Source organism: Polaromonas sp. YR568, from assembly GCF_943369675.1.
Classification (GTDB): Bacteria; Pseudomonadota; Gammaproteobacteria; order Burkholderiales; family Burkholderiaceae_C; genus Polaromonas.
The window spans coordinates 1-8082 of sequence record NZ_CALROB020000082.1 but is presented as its reverse complement, the minus strand read 5'-3'; the positions used below and the strand labels follow the sequence as shown (position 1 = coordinate 8082).

Below are 8082 nucleotides of genomic sequence, written 5' to 3'. Positions count from 1 at the left end.
ACCGGCCTGGCGCTGGCCTTCGGCGCCATCAGCATTTCTTCCGTCGCCGGCTACGGCGGCGTCGGCCCCAACTTCCTGCCCTGGCTGGTGTCCATCGTGCTCACCCTGTGCGGCGGCTGGATCATCTGGGAGGCGCGCAGCGGCGGCTTTCGCGAGATGGACCCGCCTCCCGGCGCCGCGCGCGCCTACTGGCCCGGCTTTGTCTGGGTCTCGGCGGGCCTGCTGCTCAATGCGGCCCTGATCACCACCATCGGTTTTATTTTCAGTTGCACGCTGTGCTACGTGCTGGCCGTGCAGGGCTTGCGGCGCGCCAGCGGCCAGCCCTCGGGCGCGGCGTCCACCTGGGCTGTCGACGCCGTCACCGGCCTGCTGATCTCCGGGCCGGTGTTCTGGATGTTCACCCAATTCCTGGCCATCAACCTGCCGGGCCTCACATCTACAGGGTGGCTCTGACATGGACATCTTCAATGCCTTGATGGCCGGCTTCGCGACAGCGATCACGCCGGTCAACCTGCTCTGGTGCCTGGTGGGCTGTGCCCTGGGCACGGCCGTGGGCGTGCTGCCGGGCATCGGCCCCGCGGTGGCGGTGGCCATGCTGCTGCCGATCACCGCCAAGGTCGACGTGACGGCCTCGATGATTTTTTTCTCGGGCATTTACTACGGCGCCATGTACGGCGGCTCGACGACTTCCATCCTGCTGAACACGCCGGGCGAAACCGCCAGCATGGTGACAGCCATGGAAGGCAACAAGATGGCCAAGAGCGGGCGCGCCGGCGCAGCGCTGGCGACCGCCGCCATCGGCTCCTTCGTGGCGGGCACCATCGCCACGGTCATCGTGACGCTGTTCGCGCCCTTTGTGGCCGAGTTCGCCGTCAAGCTCGGCCCGCCCGAGTATTTCCTGCTGATGCTGCTGGCCTTCACCACGGTGAGCGCGGTGCTCGGCAAGAGCACGCTGCGCGGCATGACGGCGCTGTTTGTCGGCCTGGCCGCCGGCTGCGTCGGCCTGGACCAGATCTCCGGCCAGGGCCGCTACACCGGCGGCATCCCGGAACTGCTGGACGGCATCGAAATTGTGCTGGTCGCCGTCGGCCTCTTCGCGGTGGCCGAGGTGCTCTACGCGGTGCTCTATGAGGGCAAGACGGTGGAAGACCAGAACAAGCTCAGCCGCGTGCACATGACCAGGGCCGACTGGAAGCGCTCGATTCCGGCTTGGCTGCGCGGCACCGCCATCGGCACGCCCTTCGGCTGCATCCCGGCCGGCGGCACCGAGATACCGACCTTCCTGAGCTACGCGACGGAAAAGAAACTGGCAAACCCTGAAGTCAGGGCCGAGTTCGGCACCAAGGGCGCCATCGAAGGCGTGGCCGGCCCGGAAGCTGCCAACAACGCCACGGTGACGGCGGCGCTGATCCCGCTGCTCACGCTGGGCATCCCGACCTCCAACACCACGGCCATCCTGCTGGGCGCCTTCCAGAACTACGGCATCCAGCCCGGCCCGCAGCTGTTCACCAGCTCCGCCGCGCTGGTGTGGGCGCTGATCGCCTCGCTCTACATCGGCAACGTCATGCTGCTGGTGCTCAACCTGCCCATGGTGGGCCTGTGGGTCAAGCTGCTGAAGATCCCCAAGCCGCAGCTGTACGCGGGCATCCTGATCTTCGCGACGGTGGGCGCCTACGGTATGCGCCAAAGTGCGTTTGACTTATTCCTCCTGTACGCTATTGGATTGCTGGGCGTGCTGATGCGCCGCTTTGATTTCCCGACTGCGCCCGTGGTGGTCGGCATGATCCTGGGCCCGCTGGCCGAAGCACAGCTGCGCAACGCGATGTCGATAGGCGAGGGCAGCGCGGCCGTGTTCTTCCAGCGCCCGATGTCGATCACGCTGATCGTGATCGTGGTGGCGGTGTTGGTACTGCCGCGCCTGGCCAAGTACTGGACTTCGAAGAAATCCGTTAACTAAAACTCAAGCACTGAGGGAAACAACATGCTGAACATCAAACGACGCGCCGCCCTGGGTGGTATTGGCCTGGGACTGGCAACGCTGGGCGGAGCCGTTCCCGCCTGGGCGCAGACCGCCAAACCGGCACCGGCCGCACCCGCCAAAGGCAAAGCGGCAAAGCTGGCGCCCAAGCTGCGCATCGTGATCCCGGCCAACGCCGGCGGCGGCTGGGACCAGACCGGCCGCGCCCTGGGCGCCGCGCTGGTGGGCGCCGGCGCGGCCGATGAGATCGAGTATGAAAACAAGGGCGGCAAGGGCGGCACCATAGGCTTGGCTTATTACGCCGAAAAATACAGCAACGACCCCAACACACTGTTGATGGGCGGCATGGTGATGGTGGGCGCGGTTGCCTTGCAGAAACCGGCCGTCGACATGACCCGCATCCGCCCGATCGCGCGCCTGACCAGCGACTACCTCGTGGTGGTGGTCGCCGCCAGCTCGCCGGCGCGCAGCATCGCCGACCTGGCCGCGCGCATGCGCACCAACCCCAAGGATGTGCCCATCGCGGGCGGTTCCGCCGGCGGCGTGGACCACGTGTTTGCCGGCGTGTTCACCCGTGCCGCCGGCAGCAAGCCCGAAGAGCTGGTGTACCAGCCCTTCGCCGGCGGCGCTGAAGTGGTGCAGGCGGTGCTGGGCGGCAAGGCGGCGGCCGGCATCTCGGGTTACAGCGAATTCGCCGATGAGCTCGCCAGCGGCAAGCTGCGCGCCATCGGCGTGTCGTCCAAGCGCGCGGTGTTCGGCATCCCCTCGATTCGCGAGCAGGGCCTGGACGTGGACATGGCCAACTGGCGCGGCGTATTTACCGGCCAGAACGTGACGGACGCCCGCCAGGCGGAAATGCTGGAGGCCGTGAAGGCCGCCGCCGGCCACGAATCCTGGCAAAAGACGCTGAAGCAGAACCACTGGGAGTCTTCGCTGCTGTCGGGCCCCAGCTTTACGAGCTTTATCGATTTCGACCTGACCACGTCCCGGGTCATGGTGCATTTGCTCAAGCTCAAGGCCTGAGCCGCGGCATACCGCGCACCCACCGCGCCGCGCGTTTGTGCGGCGGCGTGCCTGGATGGCATGGAAAATGCTCTTTCCGAGTTGACCGGGCACTGGCTCATCACTTGGCCATTGCCCGACAAGTACAAAACTTGGAGGGGAAAACATGCTGGCTATCCAACGACGCACGGTTCTCGGCGGACTCGCAGGCCTGGGATTGGCCGCACCGCTTTGGGCGCAACCCGCGCCCAAGGGCAAGCTGGGGCCCAAGCTGCGCGTCGTGATCCCCGCTATGTCCCGCAGCACACTCGATGAAGCCGGCCGCGCCCTGGGCGACGCGCTGGTAGGCCTGGGGCTCAGCGACGAGATCGAATACGAGAACAAGGAAGGCGGAGGCGGCACCGCCGGCCTGGCCTGGTATGTGCAGAAGTACGGCGCCGACCCCAACACGCTTTTTATGGGCGACAGCAACCTGGTCGGTGCGCTGGCGTTGCAGAAGCCGGCCGTGGATCTCACCAAGGTCAAACCCGTGGCGCGCCTGACCAGCGACTACCCGGTGGTGGTGGTGGCGGCCGCGTCGCCGATCAAAACCATCAACGAGCTGGTGGAGCGACTGCGCACCAACCCCAAACAGACACCCATGGCCATAGGCGCGGCCGGCGGCGCGGACCACGTGTTCGCGGGCCTGCTGGCCAAGGCGGCCGGCGCCAGGCCGGAAGACGCGGTCTACCTGCCTTTTGCGCGCAACTTCGAGCTGGTGGATGCGGTGATGGGCGGCAAGGCGGCCGCCGGTGTTTCGGGTTACGGAACTTTCAGTGCTGAACTGGCAAGCGGCAAGCTGCGCGCCATCGGCGTGTCTTCCAAGAAGGCCGCTTACGGCGTCAAGTCGGCGCGCGAGCAGGGCCTGGACGTGGACCTCACCAACTGGCGCGCCGTGTTCACCGGCGCCGGCGTGCCGGCCGCGCGCCAGTCTGAAATGGTGGAGGCCGTGAAAGCCTCGCTGACTTACGAATTGTGGAAGAAGACGCTCAGGCAAAGTTATTGGGAGCAGTCATGGATGTCGGGCGCCGACCTCGGCAACTTCATCGACTTCGACGTGAAGACCACGCAGCTGATGGTGCAGTTGCTCAAGCTCAAGGCCTGAGTACTTCGGGTACCCGCTTATTTCGGTGCGCCCAGGGCCAGGGCGCGCGCGCGTGAAGCCGCCAGCGCCTTGGCGGCATCGGCCGCATCGACTTGCTGAACCGGCCAGCCCGCCAGGTGCTGCTGCGCGATTTCGGCCAGTCCGGCGATCCACTCGTGGCTGTCGTTGAGGCAGGGAATGTAGTTGAACTCCTTGCCGCCCGCGTGCAGGAAGGCTTCGCGCGCTTCCATGTTGATTTCTTCCAGGGTCTCAAGGCAGTCGCCGGTGAAGCCCGGGCAGATCACGTCGACCCGCTTGACGCCGGCCTGCGCCATAGCCACCAGGGTGGGCTCGGTATAGGGCTGCAGCCATTTGGCCTTGCCGAAGCGCGACTGGAAGGTGACCTTGTACTGCGCGGGCTCCAGGCCCAGTTGCGCCGCCAGCAGGCGCGCGGTCTTGTGGCATTCGCAGTGGTAGGGATCACCCAGCGTGAGCGTGCGTTCGGGCACGCCGTGAAAGCTCATGACCAGTTGCTCCGCGCGGCCCTGCGTTCGCCAGTGCTCGCGCACGCGGGCGGCCAGCGCCTTGATGTAGCCCGCATGGTCGTGGTAATGGTTGACGAAGCGCAATTCGGGGATGCGGCGAATCCGTGATGCCCAGCGGTAGACCGCGTCAAACACGCTGGCGGTGGTGGTGGCGCTGTATTGCGGGTAGGCCGGCAGGATGAGCACGCGCTCCACGCCGTCGGCCTTGAGCTGGTTCAGCTGCGCGGCGATGGACGGGCTGCCGTAGCGCATGGCGTAGCGCACCTCGACGGGCTGGCCGCGCACCGCGAGGTAACCGCGCAGCATCACAGCCTGCTTTTGTGTCCAGACCCGCAGCGGCGAGCCTTCCTTCATCCAGATGCTGGCGTATTTGGCGGCCGACTTTTTGGGCCGCACGCGCAGGATGATGCCGTGCAGGATCAGCCACCACAGCGGCTTGGGAATCTCAACGACGCGCGAATCGCTCAAAAATTCGGCGAGGTAGCGGCGTAGCGCCGGGGCGCTGGCCTCGTCGGGCGTTCCCAGGTTGCACAGCAGGATGGCGGTGGTGGACGAAGCCGAAGTGCCGGGCGGCGGCGCGCCGTGCGTAAAAGGGGGTTCCGGGTCGAAAGGTGTGAGCAGGCGAGAGAGAAATGACATGGGTTATTCTCGCTTATCCGTTCGCCCTTGACCATGCTAGACCTGACCACCATCAAAGCCATCACGCTAGACCTCGATGACACCTTGTGGCCCATCTGGCCGGCCATCGAGAGGGCCGAAAAAGCACTGGACGACTGGCTCAACCAGCATGCGCCCATGACCGCGGCGCTGTTTTCCAACCCCGCTGCCCGTCACGAGATCCGTGAGCACGTCACGCGCTCGCGGCCCGAACTCAAGCACAACCTCAGCGCCATACGCCGAGAGGCGATACGGCTGGCGCTGTACCGCTCACGTGAAGACCCCTTGCTGGCCGAGCCCGCCTTCGACGTCTTTTTCGGTGAGCGCAACAAGGTCACCCTGTTTGAAGACGCCATTCTCGCGCTCGAGTTTTTGTCCGGCCGCTATCCGCTGGTGGCGGTGTCCAACGGCAATGCCGACATCAAGCGCATCGGCATAGACCGCTACTTCCAGGCCAGCATCAGCGCCCAGCAGTTCGGCGTGGGCAAGCCGGATCCGCGCATCTTCCATGCGGCCGCCGGCGCGGTCGACGTGCAGCCCGGCGAAGTGCTGCATGTGGGTGACGATGCCACGCTGGACGTGCTGGGCGCGCTCAATTGCGGCATGCAGACGGTGTGGGTCAACCGCTCCGACCAGATGTGGGCGCACCCGGCCGTGCCGCACGAAACGGTGACCACGCTGACCGAGTTGTGCGACTTGTTCCCGCGTTGAGAACCTGTTCACGGTCTAAACGCGGCCCCGTTTAGACCGTGAACAGGTTCTGAAGCGGGCCGGCCCTTAAAGGGGCTTTTTACAAGGGGGCTTTCATGACGCTCAAGATTTACGGCACGGCAGCTTCGCGCGCGGCGCGCCCGCTGTGGCTGGTCCACGAAATGGGGCTGGCGCATGAACACATCGCGCTGCCTTACGCGGGCGGCGCCACACGCACGCCGGAGTTCCTCGCCATCAACCCGAACGGCCGCATCCCCGTGGTGGACGACGAAGGCGTGCTGGTCTGGGAGTCCATGGCCTGCGTGCTCTACCTGGCCGAGCGTTTCAAGACGCCGGGCGCGCCGCTGCTGGCCGCGCAAAACCATGCCGAACAAGCTGAGATCCTGCGCTGGAGCTTCTGGGTGGTCACCGAATGCGAGAAAGACGCGCTGGCGTTTTTGATGCACCGCATCATGATGCCGGCGGACCGCCGAAAACCCCAACTGGCCGATGACGCCGAGCGCCACCTGTTGACGCCGCTGCGCGTGCTCGACCAGCATCTGCAAGGCCGCCCTTACTTGGCCGGCGAGCGTTTTACCGCAGCCGACATTTGTGTGGCGTCGGTCCTGGCCTGGGTACAGGGCGCGACCAGCCTGATGGCGCAGTGCCCGCGCGTGGATGAGTGGCTCCAGCGCTGCCTGTCGCGGCCGGCCTATCGCACGGTGCGTTTGATGGCCAAGAGCGCCTGACTCTGGGGCACCTGCGGCCAGCCCTGACCTAGTGGAGGCGCCGGGCCGCTTCCAGGCCGGACCGCACGGCGCCTTCCAGCGTGGCGGGGTAGGGGCCGTCGACATAGTCGCCGCAGGCCCAGAGGCCAGGCGCCACATCGGCGCCCGGGCGCCGCAGGCCGGGCGTGCAGGCAAAGGTGGCGCGCTTTTCGACAATGGTCTGCACCGCCTGCATGGCGCCCAGCCCCAGATGCCACAGTTGCGATTTCGCCTGCGCCAGCACCTGTGCTGTCAGCGTGGCGCTGTCGCCGGTGCTGGCGCTGATCACAAAAGCCAGCAGGCCGGCCGGGCCGCCCAGTTGCCCGCGGTCAAAGACGAATTGGGCCGGCTCGCCGGGACCGGCGGGCAATGCCAGCATGGGCAGTTCCAGCCGCGCGTCCTGCGCCCAGGCATAGACGGTCGTCAGGGCCTCGTGCTGCAGGCCGTGCGCCTGCGCCAGCCAGTCCGGCGCGGCGACGCCGCTGCCTTCAACCAGCCGTGCCGCTTCCTGTGGCGGGCAGGCGAGCACCACGCAGTCGAAGGCCTCGCTGGTATCGGTGCTCACGGCCCAGCCTGAGCCAAGCGGCGCGATGGCCTGCACGCGTGCGCCCAGTTGTGGCGCGCTGCCCTGCGCGGCCAGCCAGGCCAGCGAGGCGTCGGGCAGCAGGGCGCTGAGGTCGGCGCGCGGCAGCAGCAGGTTGGAGCCGCCGCTTTCCGAAAACAGCGCATCGCGCATCACGCGGAGGAAGACCTGACCGCTGGCGCGTTCGGCAGGCGTGTTCAGGGCCGAGACGCACAGCGGCTCGATCAGCGCGGCCATGGCGCCGGGCGCCAGGCCGCGGCACAGGTCGGCCACGGACTGGTTGGGGTCACACTGGAATTTTTTGAGCTGCCAGCCCACCGCGACCTTGAGCATGGAGAGCTTGTCGCTCAGGGACCAGCCGCGCGCCATGACAATGCCGGCCAGCGCATCGAGCGGGGCCGGCAGCTGCGGCAGCTTCAGGCCGCCGCCGTCGGGGAACTGCAGCGTCAGCGGCATGCGCAGCAACGCGGCATCGGTGTCCACGCCCAGGTCTTTCATCAGGCGCAGTGTTTCGGCATAAGCGCCTATCAGGATGTGCTGGCCGTTGTCGAGCACCAGCGGCTCGCCCGCCAGCGTGCCGCCCACGCGCCGCGCGCGCCCGCCCGCGATGCGGGTGGTTTCAAACAGCGTGGCCTGGTAGCCCAGGCGCGTGGCTTCCACGGAGGCCGCGCAGCCGGCCCAGCCTGCACCTATGACCGCAACCCTCATTTAGACAACCCGGCCGAAAGCTTGCGTTT

General features: G+C 66.8%; 8 protein-coding genes. 6 read left to right on the top strand and 2 right to left on the bottom strand.

Annotated features, from left to right (window positions below; translation table 11 throughout):
• The 4 genes from ACLV8F_RS24425 to ACLV8F_RS24410 form a co-directional block, all read left to right on the top strand.
• The coding region (locus ACLV8F_RS24425; protein ID WP_411886789.1) for a tripartite tricarboxylate transporter TctB family protein at positions 1-453 on the top strand (453 nt) is incomplete at its 5' end.
• Position 454: 1 nt separating this feature from the next.
• A complete protein-coding gene (locus tag ACLV8F_RS24420) occupies positions 455-1957 on the top strand; it encodes a tripartite tricarboxylate transporter permease (protein WP_411886788.1) in 1503 nt (500 codons plus the stop codon).
• Between the two features lie 24 nt (positions 1958-1981).
• Entirely contained in the window at positions 1982-3001 is a 1020-nt protein-coding gene (locus ACLV8F_RS24415; protein ID WP_411886787.1) for a Bug family tripartite tricarboxylate transporter substrate binding protein, read from the top strand.
• 145 nt (positions 3002-3146) lie between these two features.
• The gene (locus ACLV8F_RS24410; RefSeq protein WP_411886786.1) at positions 3147-4124 is read left to right on the top strand and encodes a Bug family tripartite tricarboxylate transporter substrate binding protein; all 978 of its coding nucleotides are present in this window, start codon (positions 3147-3149) and stop codon (positions 4122-4124) included.
• A gap of 17 nt (positions 4125-4141) precedes the next feature.
• Here ACLV8F_RS24410 and hemH read toward each other — a convergent pair whose 3' ends face one another.
• Entirely contained in the window at positions 4142-5287 is a 1146-nt protein-coding gene (hemH, locus tag ACLV8F_RS24405) for a ferrochelatase (protein ID WP_411886785.1), read from the bottom strand.
• 33 nt (positions 5288-5320) lie between these two features.
• Between hemH and ACLV8F_RS24400 the strand changes: the two genes are divergently transcribed.
• Positions 5321-6016, top strand: coding sequence for an HAD family hydrolase (locus tag ACLV8F_RS24400; protein ID WP_411886784.1), 696 nt, complete (start codon positions 5321-5323; stop codon positions 6014-6016).
• A 95-nt stretch (positions 6017-6111) separates the two neighbouring features.
• Positions 6112-6744 (top strand): glutathione S-transferase family protein, encoded by a 633-nt coding sequence (locus ACLV8F_RS24395; protein WP_411886783.1) that lies wholly within the window; start codon positions 6112-6114, stop codon positions 6742-6744.
• A 28-nt stretch (positions 6745-6772) separates the two neighbouring features.
• On the opposite strand, the gene hpnE is transcribed toward ACLV8F_RS24395, so the two are convergent.
• Positions 6773-8053 carry a hydroxysqualene dehydroxylase HpnE gene (gene hpnE / locus ACLV8F_RS24390; RefSeq protein ID WP_411886782.1) on the bottom strand — a complete coding sequence of 427 codons (1281 nt, stop codon included), beginning with the start codon at positions 8051-8053 and terminating at the stop codon, positions 6773-6775.
• Positions 8054-8082: the final 29 nt, after the last annotated feature.

Coding starts and splice junctions, on each gene's coding strand:
- ACLV8F_RS24420 (WP_411886788.1), top strand. CDS start 455: ATGGACATCTTCAATGCCTTGATGGCCGGCTTCGCGACAGCGATCACG.
- ACLV8F_RS24415 (WP_411886787.1), top strand. CDS start 1,982: ATGCTGAACATCAAACGACGCGCCGCCCTGGGTGGTATTGGCCTGGGA.
- ACLV8F_RS24410 (WP_411886786.1), top strand. CDS start 3,147: ATGCTGGCTATCCAACGACGCACGGTTCTCGGCGGACTCGCAGGCCTG.
- hemH (WP_411886785.1), bottom strand. CDS start 5,287: ATGTCATTTCTCTCTCGCCTGCTCACACCTTTCGACCCGGAACCCCCT.
- ACLV8F_RS24400 (WP_411886784.1), top strand. CDS start 5,321: ATGCTAGACCTGACCACCATCAAAGCCATCACGCTAGACCTCGATGAC.
- ACLV8F_RS24395 (WP_411886783.1), top strand. CDS start 6,112: ATGACGCTCAAGATTTACGGCACGGCAGCTTCGCGCGCGGCGCGCCCG.
- hpnE (WP_411886782.1), bottom strand. CDS start 8,053: ATGAGGGTTGCGGTCATAGGTGCAGGCTGGGCCGGCTGCGCGGCCTCC.